Source organism: Catenulispora sp. EB89, from assembly GCF_041261445.1.
In the GTDB taxonomy this organism is placed as follows: domain Bacteria; phylum Actinomycetota; class Actinomycetes; order Streptomycetales; family Catenulisporaceae; genus Catenulispora.
The window spans coordinates 104602-124025 of record NZ_JBGCCU010000004.1; the positions used below are offsets into that span (position 1 = coordinate 104602).

General features: G+C 71.6%; 17 protein-coding genes. 10 read left to right on the plus strand and 7 right to left on the minus strand.

Annotation, left to right across the window (positions count from 1 at the left end):
- Window positions 1-189: 189 nt before the first annotated feature.
- From htpX to ABH920_RS10115, 3 genes are all read right to left on the minus strand, one after another.
- Entirely contained in the window at window positions 190-1122 is a 933-nt protein-coding gene (gene htpX / locus ABH920_RS10105; protein ID WP_370348639.1) for a zinc metalloprotease HtpX, read from the minus strand.
- Window positions 1123-1342: 220 nt separating this feature from the next.
- Window positions 1343-1621, minus strand: coding sequence for a hypothetical protein (locus ABH920_RS10110; RefSeq protein WP_370348640.1), 279 nt, complete (start codon window positions 1619-1621; stop codon window positions 1343-1345).
- Window positions 1618-2424 (minus strand): PspA/IM30 family protein, encoded by an 807-nt coding sequence (locus tag ABH920_RS10115; protein WP_370348641.1) that lies wholly within the window; start codon window positions 2422-2424, stop codon window positions 1618-1620. The genes ABH920_RS10110 and ABH920_RS10115 overlap by 4 nt, the downstream gene beginning before the upstream one ends.
- Window positions 2425-2642: 218 nt before the next feature.
- Between ABH920_RS10115 and ABH920_RS10120 the strand changes: the two genes are divergently transcribed.
- Window positions 2643-3194 (plus strand): DUF3043 domain-containing protein, encoded by a 552-nt coding sequence (locus ABH920_RS10120; protein WP_370348642.1) that lies wholly within the window; start codon window positions 2643-2645, stop codon window positions 3192-3194.
- Here the strand turns inward: ABH920_RS10120 and ABH920_RS10125 are convergent.
- Together ABH920_RS10125 and ABH920_RS10130 are read right to left on the minus strand one after the other, a co-directional pair.
- Window positions 3124-3885, minus strand: a complete 762-nt coding sequence (locus tag ABH920_RS10125) for an ABC transporter ATP-binding protein (RefSeq protein WP_370348643.1) — start codon at window positions 3883-3885, stop codon at window positions 3124-3126. The genes ABH920_RS10120 and ABH920_RS10125 overlap by 71 nt on opposite strands.
- Complete coding sequence (locus tag ABH920_RS10130) at window positions 3882-4937, minus strand: ABC transporter permease (protein WP_370348644.1); 1056 nt, start codon at window positions 4935-4937, stop codon at window positions 3882-3884. Before ABH920_RS10130 ends, ABH920_RS10125 begins: the two co-directional genes overlap by 4 nt.
- A 151-nt stretch (window positions 4938-5088) precedes the next feature.
- On the opposite strand from ABH920_RS10130, the gene ABH920_RS10135 reads away from it, so the two are divergent.
- The 7 genes from ABH920_RS10135 to ABH920_RS10165 all read left to right on the plus strand — a co-directional run bounded on the left by ABH920_RS10135 (window position 5089) and on the right by ABH920_RS10165 (window position 14062).
- Window positions 5089-6501 (plus strand): sensor histidine kinase, encoded by a 1413-nt coding sequence (locus ABH920_RS10135; RefSeq protein WP_370348645.1) that lies wholly within the window; start codon window positions 5089-5091, stop codon window positions 6499-6501.
- Complete coding sequence (locus tag ABH920_RS10140) at window positions 6498-7139, plus strand: response regulator (protein WP_370348646.1); 642 nt, start codon at window positions 6498-6500, stop codon at window positions 7137-7139. Before ABH920_RS10135 ends, ABH920_RS10140 begins: the two co-directional genes overlap by 4 nt.
- Before the next feature lie 46 nt (window positions 7140-7185).
- A complete protein-coding gene (locus ABH920_RS10145) occupies window positions 7186-8187 on the plus strand; it encodes an aldo/keto reductase family protein (protein WP_370348647.1) in 1002 nt (333 codons plus the stop codon).
- A gap of 93 nt (window positions 8188-8280) precedes the next feature.
- Window positions 8281-9651 carry a peptidase gene (locus tag ABH920_RS10150; RefSeq protein WP_370348648.1) on the plus strand — a complete coding sequence of 457 codons (1371 nt, stop codon included), beginning with the start codon at window positions 8281-8283 and terminating at the stop codon, window positions 9649-9651.
- Window positions 9652-9723: 72 nt separating this feature from the next.
- Complete coding sequence (locus tag ABH920_RS10155; RefSeq protein WP_370348649.1) at window positions 9724-10593, plus strand: 4'-phosphopantetheinyl transferase; 870 nt, start codon at window positions 9724-9726, stop codon at window positions 10591-10593.
- A 40-nt stretch (window positions 10594-10633) separates the two neighbouring features.
- Complete coding sequence (locus ABH920_RS10160; protein ID WP_370348650.1) at window positions 10634-11146, plus strand: pyridoxamine 5'-phosphate oxidase family protein; 513 nt, start codon at window positions 10634-10636, stop codon at window positions 11144-11146.
- A 165-nt stretch (window positions 11147-11311) separates the two neighbouring features.
- Entirely contained in the window at window positions 11312-14062 is a 2751-nt protein-coding gene (locus ABH920_RS10165) for a serine/threonine protein kinase (protein ID WP_370348651.1), read from the plus strand.
- Here ABH920_RS10165 and ABH920_RS10170 read toward each other — a convergent pair.
- Window positions 14059-14742 (minus strand): rhomboid-like protein, encoded by a 684-nt coding sequence (locus ABH920_RS10170; protein WP_370348652.1) that lies wholly within the window; start codon window positions 14740-14742, stop codon window positions 14059-14061. The two genes, ABH920_RS10165 and ABH920_RS10170, sit on opposite strands and share 4 nt — an antisense overlap.
- A gap of 86 nt (window positions 14743-14828) precedes the next feature.
- On the opposite strand from ABH920_RS10170, the gene ABH920_RS10175 reads away from it, so the two are divergent.
- Window positions 14829-15542 (plus strand): M50 family metallopeptidase, encoded by a 714-nt coding sequence (locus tag ABH920_RS10175; RefSeq protein ID WP_370349021.1) that lies wholly within the window; start codon window positions 14829-14831, stop codon window positions 15540-15542.
- Window positions 15543-15545: 3 nt separating this feature from the next.
- Here ABH920_RS10175 and aspT read toward each other — a convergent pair whose 3' ends face one another.
- Window positions 15546-17240 (minus strand): aspartate-alanine antiporter, encoded by a 1695-nt coding sequence (gene aspT / locus ABH920_RS10180; RefSeq protein ID WP_370349022.1) that lies wholly within the window; start codon window positions 17238-17240, stop codon window positions 15546-15548.
- A 150-nt stretch (window positions 17241-17390) separates the two neighbouring features.
- Here aspT and ABH920_RS10185 point away from each other — a divergent pair, with 150 nt between their 5' ends.
- Complete coding sequence (locus ABH920_RS10185) at window positions 17391-18989, plus strand: threonine/serine exporter ThrE family protein (protein WP_370348653.1); 1599 nt, start codon at window positions 17391-17393, stop codon at window positions 18987-18989.
- Window positions 18990-19424 lie beyond the last annotated feature (435 nt).

A 19424-nucleotide genomic window follows, 5' to 3' on the forward strand; every position in this document is an offset into this window, starting at 1 on the left:
GAGGTCCCGCGGTCCGTTCGCTTATCGTGATCGTCTTGTGCAGATCCCCGTGACTAATCCGGATCCTTCCCGGCACGGGGAGGCGCGACGCCTGTCGGACGCATACGGCTCGCATGGTGGAAAGCTCGGGTCCGACAGGCGCGGGGGGCGGTGCGGGTCGTTCGGGGTCGTACGGGTCCTGACGACGGCTCAGCCGCGGCCGATCTCGACCGCCAGCTTCGCCAGCTTCTCCTGGCGGACCTGCAGGGTCGGGTGCGTGGCGAACAGGTTCGAGACGCTGGCGCCCTTGATCGCCGGGGTGAAGAAGAAGGCGTTGAAGGCCTGCTGCTTGCGCAGGTCCTGGGTCGGGATCATGGCCATGTCCCCGGTGATCCGGCCCAGCGCGTTGCTCATCGCCGACGGGTTGCCGGTGAGCAGCGCCCCGGAGCGGTCGGCGGCCAGTTCGCGGTAGCGGGACAGGCCGCGGATCAGCAGGAAGGACAGCAGATAGGTCAGGCCCGAGACGATCATCACGAAGAACAGCACCACCGCCGGGCTGTCCTCGTCGTCGCGGCCGCGGTCGGAGAAGCCGCCCCACAGCCCCATCTCGAAGGTGATGCGGGTGATCAGGCCGGACAGGATGCCCAGGAACGAGGCGATGGTCATCACCGCGACGTCCTTGTGCGCCACGTGCGAGAGCTCGTGCGCGAGCACGGCCTCCAGCTCGCGGTCGTCCGGGAGCTTGCGCATCAGGCCGGTGGTCGCGCAGACCACGGTGTTCTTCTGGCTGCGGCCGGCGGCGAAGGCGTTGGGGACGTCGGTGTCCACCAGGCCGACCCGGGGCTTGGGCATGTCGGCCAGCGCGCACAGCCGGTCCAGCACGGCGTGCAGCCGGTGCGCCTCGGCGGAGTCGTTGGGCTGGACGAGCTTGGCGTTCATCGAGAACAGCGCGATCTTGTCGGACAAGAACCACTGCGCGAAGAAGAAACCGCCGATGACGATGATGAGGATCGGCAGCAGGCCCTTGGGCGCGAGGGCCACCGCGACGCCGATGGCGGCGACGTAGACCAGCCCGAGCAGGAACATCACGATGACCATCCGCGATGTCAGCTGCCGGTCCGGCGCGAAACGGGTCCTTGCCACTGGTGGTCTCTCCCTGTTCAACCTGGTTGTTCAACCCGGGCTGGATGTCAACCCGTCAATCGGAGCAACGCCGGGAATCCTCCGGAGGTTCCCGGGTGGGACTGTTCGCGCAGCGAAAGAGACTACCGCCACATCGTGACCGGTGTGACCGGTGTGGCGATGCGGCGGCAGTCGGGGACCAGCGGGGGTGCGTCCGTACGAGTGGCTCGGGGGTCCGGCCTCAGCCGGGGATGAGCCCTTCCTCGGACATCATCGCCTCGACTTCGTCCAGGGTGGAGTCGGCCATGGGGAGCACGAAGTCGCTCTCCACGAGCCGGTCCAGCGCGATCGGCGTGCCGATCTCGCGCACCCGGTCCAGCAGCGTGTCCAGCGCCAGCCGGAACGCCGCCTCGTCCTTGGCCTGGCAGGTCTCCAGGACCTTGGTGTCCAGGTCGTTCAGCTCGTCGATCGAGCTGTCCGGGACCTCCAGCTGCCCCTCGGTGAGAATGCGGACGATCATCGCGCCTCTCCCTCCTTGCGGACCTCCTCGGCGTCAGCGACGTCCTTGTTGGAGGCGTTGCCGACCGCGTGGCCGGCTTCCAACTGCTTGGTCGACGGACCGCCGGCCAGCTCCCGCTTCATCGCCTCGAGCTGGTTGTCGACGTCCGAGCCGGTCGACAGGCGCTCCAGCTCGGTGGTGATGTCGTCCTTGGCCATGCCGGTCGGGTCGTTGAGCGCGCCGGAGGCCAGCAGCTCGTCGATCGCCGAACCGCGGGCCTGCAGCTGGAGGGTCTTGTCCTCGGCGCGCTGGATCGCCATGCCGACGTCGGACATCTCCTCGGAGATGCCGGAGAAGGCCTCGCCGATCCGGGTGGTCGCCTCGGCGGCGGTGTAGGTGGCCTTGATCGTCTCCTTCTTGGTGCGGAAGGCGTCGACCTTGGCCTGCAGCGACTGGGAGGCCCGGGTGAGCTTCTCCTCCTCGGTCTGCAGCTGCGCGTACTGGGTCTGCAGGTCCGTGATCTGCTGCTGGATGCCGCCGCGGCGGGACAGGGCCTCGCGGGCCAGGTCCTCGCGGCCGACCTCCAGAGCCCGACGGGCCTGGGTCTCGTGCTTGTCGGCCTGGTCCTGCAGCTGCTTCATCTGCAGCTCCAGGCGCTTGCGCGAGGTGGCCACGTCGGCGACGCCCCGGCGCACCTTCTGCAGCAGTTCCAGCTGCTTCTGGTACGAAAGGTCGAGCGTCTCGCGCGGGTCCTCGTACTTGTCCAGCGCCTTGTTGGCCTTGGCCTGGAAGATCAACTTCATGCGCTTCATGACGCCAGCCATGGGCTCTGCCGCGCCCCCTTCACGTCCTCGTGTGGCCGACTCCGGTCCGCGTGCGGATCGTGCTCGATGTCGTCCAACTTTGTGGTCCTGGTCAGGACTTACCATACGGCCCGCCACCCCTTCACGGCACCTACTGAAGGTCATGGCTTCCCCGTGCTGTTCGTCATGGCCGCCGACGTGGCTTCGTGGTCGCGGGGCCGTGGCCTTAGAGTCTTCCCGTGTTCCGGAAGCAGAAATCCACCGATGAGGCCGACCAGGCCACGTCCGAGCAGGAGAACGCCGCCCTGCTGGACGAGGCCCGGGCCGCCAAGGGCCGTCCCACGCCCACCCGCCGCGAGGCCGAGCTGGCCCGCAAGCAGCGGCTGTCCGGCATCAGCTCCGATCCCAAGAAGGCCAAGCGCCAGAATCGCCAGCGCGACTTCGACGCGGCCACCGAACGGCAGCACGGCGGGCCGGTGAAGGCGTTCGCCCGCGACTACGTCGACTCCCGCTTCCGGATCGCCGAGTTCTTCATCATCTTCGCCGTCCTGCTGTTCGTGGTGGCCTCGGTCCCGTCGGTGGCACTGCTGTCGGTGGTGCTGTGGCTGGTGATGCTGGTGGCCATCGTGTTCGACTCGGTGCTGCTGGTGCGCGGGGTGAAGAAGGAGGCGCGCAAGCGCTTCCCCGACGCCGACCTGGGCCGTTTGGGCTGGTACTCGCTCATGCGGTCGATGCAGTTCCGCAAGTGGCGGCTGCCCAAGCCCCGCCTGAAGCGCGGCGAGAAGTTCTAGGCGGACCCTCGGTCAGCTTTCCGTCGGCCATCGTCAGGACCCGGTCGACGCCGTCCAGCAGGGCGGTGTCGTGGGTGACCAGGACGGTGGCCGTCCGGTGTGTGCCGGTGACGGCGGCCAGCAGCGCCAGGACCGCGGCCCCGCGGTCGTGGTCGAGGGCCGAGGTCGGTTCGTCCACCAGGAGGACGGCCGGGTCGGCGTAGAGGGCCCGGGCGATGTTGACGCGCTGGCGTTCGCCGCCGGAGAGCTGGTGCGGGCGGCGGCGCCAGGTGGCCGGGTCCAGGCCGACCGCCGCCAACAGGGCGCACGCCCGTTCGCGGGCCGCCCCGGGCCGGTCGCCGCGCACGTGGCCGACGACTTCCAGCTGCTCGGCGGCGGTGAGCGACGGGATCAGGTTGGCTTGCTGGAACACGATGCCGATCCGGTCCCGGCGCAGGCGGGCCCGCGCGGCCCGGGACAGCGCCGCGGTGTCCTGACCGGCGACCGAGACGGTTCCGCCGTCCGGGGTGAGCAGGGTCGCGGCGACCGCCAGGAGCGTGGACTTGCCGGAGCCCGAGGGGCCGACCACCGCGGTGAACTCCGCGGGGGCGACCGTGAGGCTGACGTGGTCCAGCGCGGTGAGGCGGGACTCGCCGTCGGGGTAGGTGAGGGTGACGTCGGTCAGGGCGAGGGCCGTCGGGCTATGGGTCATCGGGCTGCTCCCAGCGCGGTCAACGGGTCCACGGCCACGATCCGGCGGACCGCGAGCGCCGCGCCGGCCAGACCGAGGACGACGATGGCGGCCAGCGGGACGACCACTGTCGAGGGTTTGAGGGCGAACGGGGTGCCGGAGCCGCTGAGCAGCACGCCTCCCACCGCGCCGGCGGCCACGCCGAGCGCACCGCCGGCGAAGAGCAGGATGAGCGCCTGGCCGAGGGCGTCGCGGATCAGGTATGCGCTGCTGGCGCCGATCGCTTTGAGCACGGCGATGTCGGTCTTGCGCTGGACTGTCCAGACCGTGAAGAAGGCCCCTGTGACCAGGGCACTGATGGCGAACAAGAAGGCTTGGATCATCGTCAGGCTGCCCTGTTCGGCCGAGTAACCGTCGATGCCTGCTTTGGCCGCGTCGAGGGTGACGGTTCTGGTGTGCTGGGCCGCGTCCAGGGTTCCGGTCGCGGTGGTGTCGGCGGCGCCCACCAAGAGGGCGACGGGCCGTGCGGCGCCGGAGACCCGCTGCCAGGTGGGTTCGTCGGTCCAGACGGTCGGGGCGTGGCCCCAGGAGCGGTCGGCGATGAGGCCGGAGACCGTGAGCTCGGCCGGGCCGACCGTGATCCGCGCCCCGGGGCGCAGGGCGTGGTCGGCCGCGAGCTTGGCACCCACCGCGACCTCGCCCGGACTCGGCGGACGGCCGGCCAGCAGCGGCGGCATCAGGGCGGGATCGACGCCGACCGCGCTCACGGCCGCCGCCGCTCCCCCGGGCGCGGCCAGCCGCGTCATCGACACCCCGAACGCCTCCGCACCGGTCGCCGCCTGCCACACGGCCTGCTGGCCGGGGGTGACGGCGCTGTCGGTGAAGGACACGGCCGGGCCGCCGAACACCACGGCACGGGCCGGCAGGCCGGTCAACGCCGAGGTGGAGTCGGACGCCAGGCCGCCGGTGAGGCCGTAGAGGAACAGGACGAGGCCGGCCAGGAGGGCGACGACGGCACCCATCAGGGTGAACCGGCCCTTGGCGAAGCGGATGTCGCGCAGGGCGACGAACACGATGCTGCCTTCCGTCGGTGGATCGGGACGTCTTCCAGCTTCGCGAGCGCGGGTCCGCCTGCCATCACGGAGAAGGCTGGTCGCGGATCAACCGAAGGATGGATGCCCGAGCGGCCGGAACCGGGCGTGACGGACCGTAAACTTGCGGCATATGAGCAGTTCGGAAGGCATAGCCGCGGCGGGTCACCGGGCCCGGGTGCCGACGCTGCGCGTGCTGATGTCGGCGCTGCACTGCCTGTTCGCCGCGCTGCTGGTGGTCGGGCTGCTCGGGGCCGGGACCGGCGCGCGTGGGGTGGCGGCGTGGGTGGTCGGCGCGGTGCTGGGCGGGGTGTACGCGGTCGGCATCGGAGGCGTCGGAGGTGTCGGAGGCATCGCGAGCGACACGGGCCCGGCCTGGTCGTCGCGGGCTGGGTCGTCGCGGGCCTGGTCGCTGGGCTGGCTGGCGGCCGTGACGGCGACGTGGGCCGCGCTCGTGGTGATTGCGCCGTCGACGGCGTACGTCGCGTTCCCGCTGTACTTCCTGGTGCTGCACCTGCTGCCCCGGCCCTGGTCGCTCGGGGTGGTGGCGGCGATCACCGCGACCGTGGTGGCCACCCAGGCCACGACCAGCGGCGGCCTCACCGCGGCCAAGGTCGTCGGGCCGTGCGCGGGGGCGGCGGTGGCGCTGCTGACGGCGTACGGGTACGCCGGGATGTACCGCGAGAGCCGGCGCCGCCAGCAGCTGCTCGAAGAGCTGGTGCGGGCGCAGGCCGAGCTGGCGGCCACGCAGCGGGAGGCCGGCCGGCTGGCCGAGCGGCAGCGGCTGGCCCGGGAGATCCACGACACGCTCGCGCAGGGCTTGTCGAGCATCGTGCTGCTGGCGCGCGGGGCCGAACACGGGCTGTCGGCGGAGTCGGCGGCCCGGGTGCGGGAGATCCGGGAGACCGCGAGCTCGAACCTCGCCGAGGCCCGGCGCTTCGTGGCCGGGCTGACCCCGCCGGCACTGGACGACTCGACGCTCGGGGAGGCGGTGCACCGGGTCGTCGCGGGATATCCGCGCGTGGCGTTCCGGCTCGACGGGGAGCCCTACGCGCTGCCCATGGAGACCGAGGTCGCGCTGCTCCGGGCCGCGCAGGAGGCGCTGGCCAACGTCGAGAGGCACGCGGGCGCGGCGCACGCGGCGGTGACCCTCGCCTACCACGACGACCAGGTGACGCTCGACGTGTTCGACGACGGGATCGGCTTCGACGCCGCCGCGGCGCCGGACGGACGCTTCGGGCTGCACGGCATGCGCGAACGGATCTCGCAGCTCGGCGGGGCCCTGACGATCGAGTCGGCGCCCGGCGAGGGGACGGCGGTCGTGGTGGCGCTGCCCGCTCGGCGCGAGGACGGACGGGGCGGCGGGACCCTGAAGGCCGGCGCCGACCATGTCGGGCTCGGCGAGCTGGTCGAGCTCGTCGGAAGGGTCGAGCTGGTGGAGCTGGTCGGGCCGGTCGAGCCGGCCGCGAGTGTGCTTCCCCGGCAGGCGGGCCACCGCACGCCCGAGACCGCCGAAACCACCGAGACCGCCGAGGCCGCGTCATGATCCGCGTCCTGCTCGTCGACGACCATCCGGTCGTCCGCCGCGGCCTGCGCGCCGTCCTGGCCGACCTGCCGGAGATCGAACCGGTCGGCGAGGCCGCGGACGGCGCCGAGGCCCTGCGGCTGCTCGACCACGCCGCCGCGACCGGGGCCCCGCTTCCCGACATCGTCCTGATGGACCTGCAGATGGCGCCGGGCATGCACGGCGTCGAGGCCACCCGCCGCATCGCCGCGCGCCCGGACCCGCCCGCGGTGCTGATCCTCACCACCTACAGCACCGACGCCGACATCCTCGCCGCCGTCGAGGCCGGCGCCACCGGCTACCTGCTGAAGGACGCGCCGCCGGAGGACCTGGCCGCGGCCGTCCGGGCGGCGGCGCGGGGCGAGACCGTGCTGGCGCCGCCGGTCGCCGCGCGGCTGCTCGGCCGGGTGCGCGCGGACCGGCCGGCGCTGTCCCAGCGGGAGGCCGAGATCCTGGAGCTGGTGGCCGCCGGGCTCGGCAACCGGCAGATCTCGCGGCGGCTGTTCATCAGCGAGGCGACCGTGAAGACCCACCTGGTGCACGTCTTCAGCAAGCTCGGGGTGGACAGCCGGACCGCGGCGGTGGCCGCCGCCGTGCAGGCGGGCCTGATCCGGATGTGACGGCCGGCGCCCGCCGCCCTCACCCCGGAGCCGTAGGCTGACGACCATGGAATTCCGTCATCTCGGCCGCTCCGGCCTGATCATCAGCGAGATCGCCTACGGCAACTGGATCACCCACGGCTCGCAGGTGGAGGAGGACGCGGCGCTGGCCTGTGTGCGCGCCGCCCTCGACGCGGGGATCACCACGTTCGACACCGCCGACGTGTACGCCGGGACCCGGGCCGAGGCCGTGATGGGCCGGGCGCTCAAGGGCGAGCGGCGCGAAGGGCTGGAGATCTTCACCAAGGTCTTCTGGCCGACCGGCCCGGGCCGCAACGACCGCGGGCTGTCGCGCAAGCACATCATGGAGTCGATCAACGGCTCGCTGAAGCGGCTGCAGACGGACTACGTCGACCTGTACCAGGCGCACCGGTACGACTACTCGACGCCGCTGGAGGAGACGATGACGGCGTTCGCCGACGTCGTGCACTGCGGCAAGGCGCTGTACATCGGCGTGTCGGAGTGGAAGGCCTCGGAGATCCGCGCCGCCAAGGCCCTGGCCGACGAGCTGAAGATCCAGCTGATCTCCAGCCAGCCGCAGTACTCGATGCTGTGGCGGGTCATCGAGGCCGAGGTGGTCCCGACCTCCGAGGAGCTGGGCCTGGGCCAGATCGTCTGGTCCCCGATCGCGCAGGGCATCCTGACCGGCAAGTACCTGCCCGGCGGCGAGCTGCCGGCCGGGTCGCGCGCGACCGACGAGAACTCCGGCGCGAACGTCATGCGCGAGCTGGTCGCGAACCAGGAGCTGCTGGAGTCGGTGCAGCAGCTGCGGCCGATCGCGGAGTCGGTGGACCTGACGATGGCGCAGCTGGCCGTGGCGTGGGTGCTGCAGAACCCGAACGTCTCGGCGGCGATCATCGGGGCCTCGCGTCCGGAGCAGGTGAGCGAGAACGTCAAGGCGGCCGGGGTGAAGCTGTCGGAGGACGTGATGAAGCGGATCGACGAGGTCCTCGGGTCGAACGTGGTGCGGGACCCGGCGCGGACGGTGTCGCCGGCGGCCCGGCCGTAGCCCGGCCGCGCGACGGCGGCGGAAGTCTGTCAGAAGGCTGACAACAGGGCTATGCTCCGGCGTGACTCGACCGCGATCACGCCAGGAGCGCTCATGAGGAGCAAGCCCATAGCCGCGCGGTCCGGGGCGCTCGCCGCCGGACTGCTCGCCGCCGCCGTCGCGATACCCGGCGGAGCGCAGGCCGCGTCGGCGGCCTCGCCCGCCTCCGGCGCCACGACCGCTGCCGCCACCGCCACCACCACCGCGACCTCGACCTCGACCGTTCTCACCGACGCGCAGGTCGCCGCACTCGCCCCCGACGCCCAGGCGGCACGGCTGGCACCGCTGCGTGCCGTGGCGAACGCGGTGGGAGCCGTCGGGCGGGGCAGCGCCGCCGATGTCTACGGCAACCTCGCGATCGACGCGGGCCACGACGTGGTGACCGTCTACCTCACCGACACGGCGCAGTCGGCGCGGGTACTCGCGGCGGCGCGTGCCGTGGACCCGACGATCGACGGCTCGCTGATCCGCTTCCAGAAGGCCGCGGCCACGCACGCCGCGCTGGACGCCGCCGCGCAGCGGGTGGTGGCGCTGGCCGATGCCGGGAAGCTGCCGGTGCACGTGGATCTGGTCGGGCCGGCGGCGGACGCGTCCGGGCTGGAGCTCGACGTGGACGATCCGGCTGCGGCTCCGGCGGCGTTGCAGGCTCCGACGACGTCAACGACGAACCTCGCGACGTCTCTCGGTGTGCCGCTCGTCTACCGGCAAGGACACGCACTGCAGGCCAAGTCCTGGGCGAACTCGAAGTGGGACGACAGCTCGCCGTTCATCGGCGGCGACGCGATCACCGGCGGCGGCACCGGCCACGGCTGCACCGCCGGACTGCCTGCGGTCCGCAAGTCCGACAACCACCCGATCATGGTGACCGCGGCGCACTGCTTCGGCGTCGGCACCAAGATCTACACGCGAGCCGGGACGCCGGGTGACTACGCCAACGGGTTGAAGGGCAACTACGTCGGCACCGTGACGGCCCGGGTGCAGGAGTGGGACGCGGAGACCATCGACGGCGCGAACAACAACGCCGACGAGTCGGACACCACGACGTGGCTGCGGCTGACGAGCTTCGCGTACTCCTACAACGGGGACTATGTGTGCCACGACGGCCAGCGTTCGTACTTCATGGGGCACCCGACGCCGTGCGGCATCAAGGTGACCAATCAGGACATGTACTGCGGGCCGAGCACCGGCTGCCCGGGGCTGTCGTACACGGCGCGCGGCGTGTGGGGCGACGCGGTGAACAACGGCTGGGGCGCGGCCGGCGGGGACAGCGGCGCCACGATGTTCGCGGTGGAGTCCGGCGGGGTACGGCAGGCGCGCGGGCTGCTTTCGGACGGGACGCCCGGGGACGGGACGCCGGGGGTCTTCTGGACGGAAGCCACCGACATCTTCAACTACTACGGGTTGACCTTGAATCCGCAGACCTGATCACCTGGTCGTAGCCGATTCAGCGACGAGGCCGTTCCAGCAGGACGGCCGTGCAGAACGGAGACGCGCGGCATGCTGTCGAGTCTGCTCCCGCCGGAGGTCCAGGTCGAGGAGTGCTTCGGCGACCCCGAGGACGCGGTGTTGATGCCCGGCGAGGAGGCGGTGATCGCGCGGGCCGTGGACAAGCGGCGGATGGAGTACATCACCACGCGGCACCTGGCGCGGACGGCTTTGGTCCGGCTCGGTTTTCCGCCGGTGGCGATCGGGACCGGCGGGAACCGGGAGCCGTTGTGGCCGGCCGGGGTCGTGGGGAGCATGACGCATTGCCGCGGGTACCGGGCGGCGGCGGTCGCTCGGGTCGGGGCCGGGGAGGGCTCGGGCGGCTTGGCCGGCGGGCCAGGCGGGGCCGGCGGGATCGGCCGGGCTGGCGGGGCTGGCGGCGGCGGTGCGGGCCTCGGGGGCGCCGGGGGTGTCGTGGGCCTCGGGATCGACGCCGAGCCGCACGGGCCGCTGCCGGAGGGCGTCTTCGACACCATCGCGCGGCCGGACGAGATGCCGGCGTTGGCGGAACTGGCGGCGGAGCGTCCGCAGGTGCGGTGGGACCGGTTGGTGTTCAGCGCGAAGGAGTCGGTGTACAAGGCGTGGTTCCCGGTGGCGCGGCGGTGGCTGGGCTTCGGGGAGGCCTCGGTGGCTTTCGTGCCGGACGAGGCGATGTCCGGGTCTGGGTTCGGGTCCGGGTCGGTGGCGGGGGCCGGGGCGGTGTCCGGGGCCGGCGGGCTTTCGGGCGTCGGCACGATGCCGGGTCTGACATCGGGGCTGCTGTTGGGGCCGATGTCCGGCACGTTCACCGCACGGATCCTGCAGAGCGGTGCACCGATCACGCGGATGACCGGTCGTTGGACGATCGAATCAGGGCTCGTGCTCACCGCCGTCACCCTTTAGGGATCGTTTGCCGGGCGGGCGGGCCGGGCAGGTTCCGGCCGTGGCGCTCTCCGTGGGTTTCGAAGGCACCGACCAACCCTCACCCGTCATCGCCGCCAGCATCGAGGCGATCGCCGCCGGGACCATGGTCCTGTCGCTGGCCACCGCCGACGCCGCGGGGACCCCGCACGCGAACATGGCGTTCTTCGCGGTGGGGAGTGAATTCGACCTCTTCTTCGTCAGCGAGCCAAGCACACGGCATGGGAAGAACTCCTCGGCGCGTGCGGACGCCGCCGCGGCGATCTGGCTGCCGCCGCCGGAGTTCGGCGAAGGGCTGCGGGGGATGCAGGTGAGCGGGGAGTGCGAGGCGGTGATCGGGACGGACGCCGAGGCGGCTTTCGAGGCGTACCGGGGGCGGTTCCCTTCGTTCGGGGGCGATCCGGAGGTGCGGACCGCTTATCTCGCGGGGACCGGCGCGGCGCGTTTGTACCGGTTGCGGGTGGCGCGGCTGCGGCTGGTGGACGAGCCGCACCTCGGACGGCGTAACTATCTGGAGCTCAGGGTGCTGAGGTAAGGGGCGGCGCTCGGGGCTTTTCACGCGCTCTCCGGGGCGTTTTCGGGCTCTCGGGCACGCTCGGCGGAGCTGACGTCACTGTGGGTGGCTCGCGGCCGGGGTCTGTGACGTGCCTCTTCTTTCAGACGTTGTGGTTGCGGCCCGCAATCAGGTAAACAGGCCTGCGTGAGGAACGGGCTGGTCGAGGGCGTGTCGCTGCGCGCGGTGCTGCGGGAGTCAGAAGCGATGACGCCGGAGGCCGCGGCCTCGGTGCTCGCCGGGATGCTGGTGACGCTGGCCGTGGTGCACGGCGACGTGCGCCCGGAGCACGTGCGGGTGAACGGCTCGGGCGGCATCGCCCTGACCGATTTCGCCGGCCCGAGCCCCCGGTTCGTCCCGAACGCCCCGACATATCTGGCACCCGAACGTCTTCGAGGCGGGGCGGCGAGCGCGGTCGGCGACGTCTTCAGCGCCACCGCGGTGTTCTTCGAGTGCCTGACGAACGAGAGCACCTTCGTCGCCGCGACCCGCGACGACCTCGAGGCACTGTACGAGTACGCGGAGGTCATCGCGGAGTTCGCGCCGCCGCTGCTCAGCCCCCTGGTACAGCGCGGGCTGGCGATGCACCCGAGCCGGCGGCCGGGGAGCCCGCACGAGTTCCTGGACGAGGTCACGACGGCCGTGACGGCGGCGTACGGGCCGGACTGGCAGGCGCGCGGGCAGGCTTTGTTGGCCGAGTGGGCCGCGGCGGCCGCGCGGACCGAGGGCGTGGAGCTGGCGGTGCCGCCGGCGCGGGCGGACTCGCTGCGGGCAGTGGCGGAGGCGGCTGAGGCGGCGGAAGCCGCGGAGGCTGTCGCGGCGATGGAGGCGGCTGCGGCTTTTGAGGCGCCGCCGGTCGGTGAGCCGATCGACGAGGCGTTGCTGGGGCTCGGGGGCGAGGACGAGGCGGCTGCGGCTGCTGGCGTCGGCTTCGAGGCGGAGGAGATGCCGCCGCCGATCGGGGAGCCCATTGACGCGGGGTTGCTGGGGCTGGGGGACGAGTCCGACGGCGACGGTTCCGGCGAGGTCGCTGCGGAGGAACCGGTCGAACCTGAGACGGTTCCAGTTGCCGAGGTTGTGCCTGAGCCGGAGACCCTGATCGAGGCCGAGAGCGCGACTGAGGCTGAGGTCGGGACTGAGGTCGAGGACGCCGAGGACCACGACTGGTTCAGCAAGTCCGGCAAGGCGGGTTCGGCGGCCGACGGCGAGGTGCCGGGTCCTGAGGGCGACGTGCTGACGTCGTTCGACGGCGCGCGTGCGGGGCGTTCGGCGGAACCGGCGCCGACGGACTTCACGCCTACGGGATTCGACGTGTTCGCCGACCGGTCGGGAGGAGCGGCGGCGGAGGTCGCGGCCGAGCCGGTGAGCGGGCACTGGGATGAGCCCGCGGCTGAGCTGGATGAGCCGGGCGATGTGCTGGCTGGGGACGGCTCTGACGCCGATGGCGATGGCGACTCGGAGTTCGAGCCGCTGATGGAGGACAGCGAGCTTTTCGCGGCATTCGATGCGTTCTCGCCGCCGGCTGCTGCCGAGGAGCCCGAGGAGGCGAGCGCCGAGCCGTTCGCGGGACTCGACGCTGCCGAGGACACGCCTGTTACCGAGCCACTGCCGAAGCGCGAGCCATTTGCGGGTCTCGGCATCGAGACGCTTGCCGCTGCATCGTTGTTTCAGGAGGGCTCCGATCCGGCCGGCGTCGAGGCCCCGGCCGAGACGGCGACCGGTTCCGAGCCCGAGGCCGAGGCCGAGCCGGAACTCGAGGCCGAAGCCGACGCCGACGCCGCATCCGAGCCCGAGGCGCAGTCCGAGCCCGAGGCGCAGTCCGAGGCCGAGCCTGAGGCCAAGTCCGAGGCCGAGCCCGAGGCCGAGGCTCAGGCCGAGCCCGAGTCCGAGGCCGAGTTCGAGTCCGAGCCCGAGCCCGAGGCTCAGGCCGAGTCCGAGCCCGAGGCCGAGCCCGAGGCCAAGTCCGAGCCCGAGTCCGCCGAACCCGAGCCCGACTCCTCCTCCGCCGCCGACTTCGAAGACGACTGGGTCTTCCCCACCAAGCCCAGCCCCAAGGCGCCGCGCTCGCTCTCCGCCTTCGCGGTGAGCCTGCCGAGCCTGCCGCGGCCGGCGGCGGAGACCGAGGAGCCGGCGCCGCCGGTGCAGACCAGCGCGCCGGACGACTGGTTCCGGCCGGGCGTGGTCGAGGCCGTGGGGGTCGACGCCGATCACACCCGGGTCATCAACCCGGATCGGGACAACACCATCGAGGCGGAGGCGACGCGGACCCTCGACGAGGTGCCCGCGGAGGTCGCCTCGGCCGCGTCCGCCGCTTCGGCCGCCTCGGCCAAGGCGGCCGGCGAGAGTGGCACGGCTGACGCGGGCGGCGGCGGCCGGGGCCGTGTCATCGACGACGACGAGTTCGACCAGCCCAGCGCTCCCGGGGGACCTCGGCGCAAGACGCTCATCGGGGCGGTGACCACGGCCGTGTTGCTCGTCGCCGGTGCGACTGCCGTGGTGTTGGGCGGCGGGTCGGGGAACTCTCCGCAGGGGACGAGCGGGACGCCCACCGAGTCGTCGTCGGCGAGTGCGCCGTCGCCGACCGACGTGCCGTCCACGCCGGTCGGGACCAGTACCGGCTCCGGCGACACCACGTCGACGGCCAACTCGCCGAGCCCGCGGCACACGACGTCGCACAGCCGGAGCCACACCTCCTCCCCCACCACGACCACGCACTCGTCCAGCGACGAGACGCCGACGCACAGCTCCTCCAGCGAGACGCCGACGAACCCCACGACCTCGTCCACGTCCTCGACGCCGACCAGCACTACTCCGACGTCGCCGTCGCCGACCTGCACCGTGGGCATCCTCGGGATCTGTGAGCCCACCAGCCCGTCGAAGACGCCGGGCGGCAACTAACCGATCGGCCGCTCGCCGGACGGCGGCGTCGCCACCAGCCCCCACCACCGCCACCCCCGCGCCATCGGCGACGCCTGCCCGCGCACGAGCGGGTAGCACCCCAGCCCGACCAGCACGGCCGTGAAGTGCCCCACGTCCGTGAACGTCCGTCCGCGCACCATCGCCACGCCGTAGAACACCAGTACGCCTCCCGCGTACGCCCACCGCATCCACCCGCGCGGCCACCAGTACGCCAGGACCGCGACGACGCCCGCCAGCGCGTAGCTCACGCCGTAGTCGAGCGTGTAGCGCATGCGGCCGGACACCGAGTTGTTGTGGATCGCCCAGGCGAGCACCCCTTCGCTCACGTACGTCGCCAGCACGTGGCACGTGAACGCGATGCCCAGCCAGCGCCAGGTGCCGAGCCAGCGCTCGGCCTGGGCGTGGAACAGCGTGTAGAGCGCGAGGTAGAACAGCCAGCTGCCGCCGTCGATGTACAGGGCCGACTGGATGAGGACGCGGACCGGGTCCTCAAGGAGGTAGTGGATGTTGGTGCTGCGGCGTTCCAGGATCCAGTGCGCGGTGCGCGGGCTGACGTGCTTGAGGATCGCGGTCGTGACCAGCAGGATCAGCAGCCAGGAGTAGGTGCCGGGAGCGCTGCGGACGTACCTCTCCACGCCCCGCGCCGCCCGGTTCAGCATGCCCCAAGCGTCACCGGCACGTCACAGCCGTGTCCCGACGGGTACCGCCGAACGGGCGAATCGTGGGAGGCTGCGTGGCCGTGAGCATGAGCATTTCCAACCTGGACGACGTCTGGCACCGCGTGACCGGCACCCAGCCCGATCCGCCGCGCAACCTGATCCTCGCGGTCGGTGCGGCGGCCCTGGTCGCGGTGCTGTGGCGGCCGGTGTGGCGGATAGCGCGCAACACGGTGACGATCGCGCACGAGGGCGGGCACGCCGTGGTGGCGCTGCTGTGCGGGCGGCGGCTGTCCGGCGTGCGGCTGCACCACGACACCTCCGGCGTCACGGTCTCGTACGGCAAGCCACGCGGCCTGGGCATGATCCTCACGGTCGCGGCCGGCTACACCGCCCCGAGCCTGGTCGGGCTCGGCGGCGCGTGGCTGCTGGCGGCGCAGCACATCACGATGCTGCTGTGGGTGAGCGTGCTGCTGCTGGCGCTGCTGCTGGTGGAGATCCGGAACTTCTACGGCGTGCTCACGGTGGTCCTCACCGGCGGCGCGGTGTTCGCGGCGTCGTGGACGAAGAACACGGATGTGCAGGCCGGGTTCGCGTACCTGATGGTGTGGTTCCTGCTGCTGGCCGGGGTGAAGCCGGTGCTGGAGCTGAGCCGGACGCGGGCACGGTCCGGGGCGCGGGACTCCGATGCCGACCAGTTGCATCGGCTGACCGGGTTTCCGGCCGGGGGGTGGTTGTTCTTCTTCGCGGTGGTGGCGCTGGGGTGTGCGGTGGCTGGGGGGCGGTGGCTGTTGCACTTGTGAGGCTCAAGTGTGCAGCCCGATCACGCCCACGAAGATCGGTCCGGTCAGCGGCAGCAGGAAGTTCGACAGCGTATAGGTGATCGTGTACCCGATCATCGGCACGCTGCTCTGCGCGGTGTTGGTGATCGCGGTGATGGCCGGCGTCGAGCACTGCTGGCCGGCGATGGCGCCGATCAGGATCGGCTTCTCGATCTTGAGGAACCTGCGGCCGATCCACAGTCCCAGGAAGGCCGGGATCAGCACCATCGCGATCCCGGACAGCGGCAGCAGGAGCGGGTACTTCTTCAGCAGCGGGCCGGCGTCCGGGCCCGCGGACAGGCCGGTGACCGCGATGAACACGGCCAGGCCGAGGTCCTTCATGGTCGCCGCGGCCACTGGCGGGTAGGCGCCGAAAGTCGGCTTCGTGGAGCGGAACCATCCGAAGATCAGGCCGCTGATCAGGCAGCCACCGCCGGTGCCGAGGGTCAGGTTGGCCGAGCCGAGGTGGATCACGATCTCGCCGAGCAGGACGCCGAGGCAGATGCCCAGGCCGATGTAGATCCAGTCCGCGCTCTCGGTGCGGACCTTGGCGCCGAAGGCCTTCTGGAAGCGGTCCACCTTCGACTTCATGCCGACCACGTTCAGCGTGTCGCCGACGTGGATCTCGGTGGTGCCGGAGGCCGGCAGGTCGTTGCCGAGGCGGTTGATGCCCGTCAGATACACGCCCTCGGTGGGGACCGGGAACTCGGCGTTGATGGTGTCGACGGTCTTGCCGTTGATCTTCTTGTCGGTGACCACCAGCTCGCGCGTCTGCATCGGGCTGTCCAGGCCCGGAACGGCGTTGGTCTCCGGCCCCAGCTCGTGGCCCGCCGTCATCACCGCCTCGCGCTGCCCGACCACCAGCACCCGGTCGCCGAGCAGCAGGCGCAGCGCCGGATCGACCGTGAGGACCTTCTTGCCGCGCTTCACGCCCTCGATCGAGGCGTGCTCGCCGACCGAGTCCTCCAGGCTCTGCACGGTGAGGCCGTCGCCCTTGGTGATCTGGTACGTCCGCCCGACCAGCTTGGGCATCGACGCTTCCTCGTCGGAGTCCAGCGCCGCGTTGCCGCCGCGCATCTTCTCCCACAGCTCGCGGGAGGCCTTGGCCAGGTTGATGCCCAGCAGCCGCGGGAAGATCTGGCTGGTCAGCAGGACGATCGAGATCAGGCCGAACAGGTAGCAGACCGAGTACGCGGTGGCCACGTGCGCGGAGAGCGTCGTGACCTGGCTCGGCGTGATGCCGGGCAGCTTGGTGATGGCGTCCTGCGCGGTGCCGACGACCGCGGACTCGGTCGCCGAGCCGGCCAGGATCCCGGCGCCGGTGCCGGTGTCCAGGTTCGCGACCTTCGTGATGCCGACCGCGATCACCAGGACGAGGACCATCTCCATCAGCGACAGCACGCCGAAGCGCAGGCCCCTGGGATTCAGGTTCGCGACGAATCCGGGCCCGGCGATGTAGCCGAGCGAGAAGATGAACAGGGCGAACATGATGTTCTTCACGTCGCTGTTCACGGCGATGTGCTTGCCGTTGACGGTCTGCGCCCCCAGCAGCATGGAGACGATCAGCACGCCGCAGATGCCGCCGAGGGTGATCGGCCCGACCCGCAGCTTGCCGACCAGGTAGCCCAGCGCCAGGCACGCGAACAGGGCCAGGACCGCGTTCTCCTGCATCAGCTTCAACACAGGGACCATCAGATCCCGACCATGATCGGCGCGCGCCCGCACCACGCCCGAACGGGTGAGCCGGGCGTGATCGGCATCGGGTACCGTCGTTGGGATTTTGTGCCCCGCCCAGCGGCGGCCGCGGTGTCATGGAGCGGGAGGAACGCCGTGCCCTTCTTCAAGAAGCGCAAGGATGAGCAGCACGGCGAGGAGGGCCCGGAGGTTCGGAAGGGCCCTGAAAGCGCGGCCGAAAACCTGCCCGCGAACGCGCCCACCAACGCGCCCGCGAACGCGCCCGAAAACCGGCCCGAGACGCCTCGCCGGTTCGCCGCCATCCGCCGCGTCCGACCCGGAACGACCTGGGGTGCCGGCCGCGTCGGCGCGTTCGGCGACGCCCTCGCCGGGCCGATGGGCTCGCTCGACAAGGGCATGGACACCGCGTGGCAGGGCCTGAAGACGGTCGGCGGTATCTTCCGCGACCGCCGCCGGGTAGGGGTGCGGGCCGAGGACCAGGCGACGGTGCAGTGGCTGCGGCAGCTGGCCGGGCTGCTGAGCACGCTCGGCGCGGAGATCCTGCGCTCCGGGGCGAACACCCGGGACGTCGAGACCCAGATCGTGGACATCGCGGCCCGGTACGGCGTGGACGCCCGCTGCTTCGCGCTGCCCACCGGGATCTTCGTGCGCGTCGAGGCGGTGGTCGGGGACGCCGGCAGCGAGCTGGACTTCGCGCCGGTCGGCACCGCCGGGATGCAGCTGAACCAGGTGGAGGCGCTGCAGAACCTGGTGCAGCGGATGCTCGGCGAGGCACTGCCGTTCGACGAGGTGCGCAAGGCGCTGCGCGAGGAGCAGAGCCTGCCGCGGCGGTTCCAGCCGGCCACGGCGATCTCCGGGTACGCGATGCTGACGCTGGCGCTGGGGATGTTGCAGCACCCGACGTGGAACGCGGCGGCCGGCTACGTCACAGCCGGGACGGCGGTCGGCGTGCTGCAGTACCTGGTGCGCCGCTACGCGCCGAACCTGCTGACGCTGCTCCCGGTGGCCGCGGCGATCATGGTCACGGTGCTGGCGCTGCGCTTCGCCGGGCCGATCCTGCATCAGGACCCGGGCTTCCTGTACATCCCGCCGCTGATCGGCTTCCTGCCCGGCGCCGCGCTCACCCTCGGGGCGATCGAGCTGTCGACGAACTCGACGCTGTCCGGGATCACCCGGCTGGCCGGGGCGCTGAACGTGCTGCTGATGCTGGCGCTCGGCATCCTGGTCGCGACCGACACCGTGCGCCCGCACCCGATCGGCGACCCGGTGCCGGCACAGCTCGGGGCCTGGGTCGGCTGGGCCTCGGTGCTGCTGCTGGCGGTCGGCTTCACGCTCAACCACGACGCCCCGCGCCGTTCGCTGGCCTGGCTGACCGTGGCGCTGCTGGCCACGCGCGTGGTCCAAACGGCCGGCACGCTGGTCGGCGGCCAGGCACTCGGCGCATTCGTCGCCGGAATGGCATTGGTACCGGTGGCAACCTGGATCGGCAAGCGCGCGACGATCCCAGACCAGGTGATCTTCCTACCGGCGTTCTGGATGGTCGTACCCGGTGCCCACGGCCTGTCGGGAGTCCAGCAACTGCTGGTCGCACACAGCTCGGCAGGCTGGCAGACACTACTGAACGTGATGATCACGGTCGGCTCGATCGCACTCGGCGTCCTCGCCGGCGCTTCACTGCGGCGCACGACGCGGCTGGAGGTACTGCCAGCGGACGAGGCGGGCGGGACCGGGTAGGTTGCCGGCCTCGATGTGAATCAGCAACCTCGAAACCCGGCCGGCAGAACTGCCCGGCTGGAGCTGCGACCTCGACGGCGACGGGCCAGGCCCGGCCGCCCACACGCTTCGTCGAGTCCGACCGGACCATGCGGGGTGTTGGTTCTGGGTCCCTCGCCGCGTCGGCGGGCGAAGCCAACCTGGCCGGTTTGGTGGTGTCAAGCCGGACGAAACAGCACCACAGCAGCAGCGATCCGGCTTTACTCCACCGGACCGGCCTGGTTCCGTTTACGGCGACGACGCGGCGAGGGACCCAGAACCTCGGCGACCACAAGCAACACCGCCACCCAACCACGCAACGCAGGCAACAGCGGATAGGAAGCCGAACAGTCGCGGGCCGCCGCCGAACCGCCGGACGCACGGGTCGCCCCCTCGCTGTAGAGCGCCCGCCGGAGG

What these genes read in the sequence shown, in the direction of transcription:
- ABH920_RS10110 (WP_370348640.1), bottom strand. Translation starts at nt 1,621, where the DNA reads ATGATCGTCCGCATTCTCACCGAGGGGCAGCTGGAGGTCCCGGACAGC.
- ABH920_RS10140 (WP_370348646.1), top strand. Translation starts at nt 6,498, where the DNA reads ATGATCCGCGTCCTGCTCGTCGACGACCATCCGGTCGTCCGCCGCGGC.
- ABH920_RS10150 (WP_370348648.1), top strand. Translation starts at nt 8,281, where the DNA reads ATGAGGAGCAAGCCCATAGCCGCGCGGTCCGGGGCGCTCGCCGCCGGA.
- ABH920_RS10125 (WP_370348643.1), bottom strand. Translation starts at nt 3,885, where the DNA reads ATGACCCATAGCCCGACGGCCCTCGCCCTGACCGACGTCACCCTCACC.
- ABH920_RS10155 (WP_370348649.1), top strand. Translation starts at nt 9,724, where the DNA reads ATGCTGTCGAGTCTGCTCCCGCCGGAGGTCCAGGTCGAGGAGTGCTTC.
- ABH920_RS10115 (WP_370348641.1), bottom strand. Translation starts at nt 2,424, where the DNA reads ATGGCTGGCGTCATGAAGCGCATGAAGTTGATCTTCCAGGCCAAGGCC.
- ABH920_RS10135 (WP_370348645.1), top strand. Translation starts at nt 5,089, where the DNA reads ATGAGCAGTTCGGAAGGCATAGCCGCGGCGGGTCACCGGGCCCGGGTG.
- ABH920_RS10175 (WP_370349021.1), top strand. Translation starts at nt 14,829, where the DNA reads ATGAGCATTTCCAACCTGGACGACGTCTGGCACCGCGTGACCGGCACC.
- ABH920_RS10145 (WP_370348647.1), top strand. Translation starts at nt 7,186, where the DNA reads ATGGAATTCCGTCATCTCGGCCGCTCCGGCCTGATCATCAGCGAGATC.
- ABH920_RS10170 (WP_370348652.1), bottom strand. Translation starts at nt 14,742, where the DNA reads ATGCTGAACCGGGCGGCGCGGGGCGTGGAGAGGTACGTCCGCAGCGCT.